General features: G+C 51.9%; 1 pseudogene. It reads right to left on the bottom strand.

Annotated features, from left to right (window positions below):
* A pseudogene (locus NB504_RS02510) lies at window positions 1-773 on the bottom strand (transketolase family protein); the annotation flags it as partial.

Below are 773 nucleotides of genomic sequence, written 5' to 3'. Positions count from 1 at the left end.
GCTGCTTTGATTTCTTCAGCGCCTAAAGGGGCACCGTGACAGTCGTGTGAGCCCGCTTTATTTGGCGAACCAAAACCGATGATGGTTTTGGTGCAAATCAAGGTTGGACGAGGGTCTGCTTTCGCAGCCTCAATCGCGGCATTAATCGCTTCAGCGTTATGGCCATCAACCGCAGCAATAACATGCCAGCCATACGCTTCAAAACGTTTTGGCGTGTCATCAGAGAACCAGCCTTCCACATGACCATCGATAGAGATGCCGTTGTCATCCCAAAACGCAATCAGTTTGCCAAGGCCCAGTGTGCCCGCCAGAGAACACGCCTCGTGCGAGATGCCTTCCATCAAACAACCATCACCCATGAACACATAAGTGAAGTGGTCAACGATGTCGTGACCCGGTTTGTTGAACTGCGCCGCCAGTGCTTTTTCAGCCATCGCCATGCCGACCGCATTGGTAATACCTTGGCCTAGTGGGCCCGTGGTGGTTTCAATGCCCGGCGCGTAACCGTATTCTGGGTGACCCGGTGTTTTTGAGTGTAATTGACGGAAGTTTTTCAAATCATCAATCGACAGCGCGTAACCGCTCAGGTGCAATAAAGAGTAAATCAGCATTGAGCCGTGGCCGTTTGACAGCACAAAACGGTCGCGGTCAGCCCATTGTGGGTTTTGTGGGTTATGGTTTAAGTGACTACGCCAAAGAACTTCGGCGATATCCGCCATACCCATCGGTGCACCAGGGTGACCAGAGTTAGCTTGTTGAACACCGTCCATACT

Source organism: Vibrio sp. RM-69-4, from assembly GCF_024743775.1.
GTDB lineage: Bacteria > Pseudomonadota > Gammaproteobacteria > Enterobacterales > Vibrionaceae > Vibrio > Vibrio anguillarum.
This window is presented reverse-complemented; position numbering and strand designations above follow the sequence as displayed.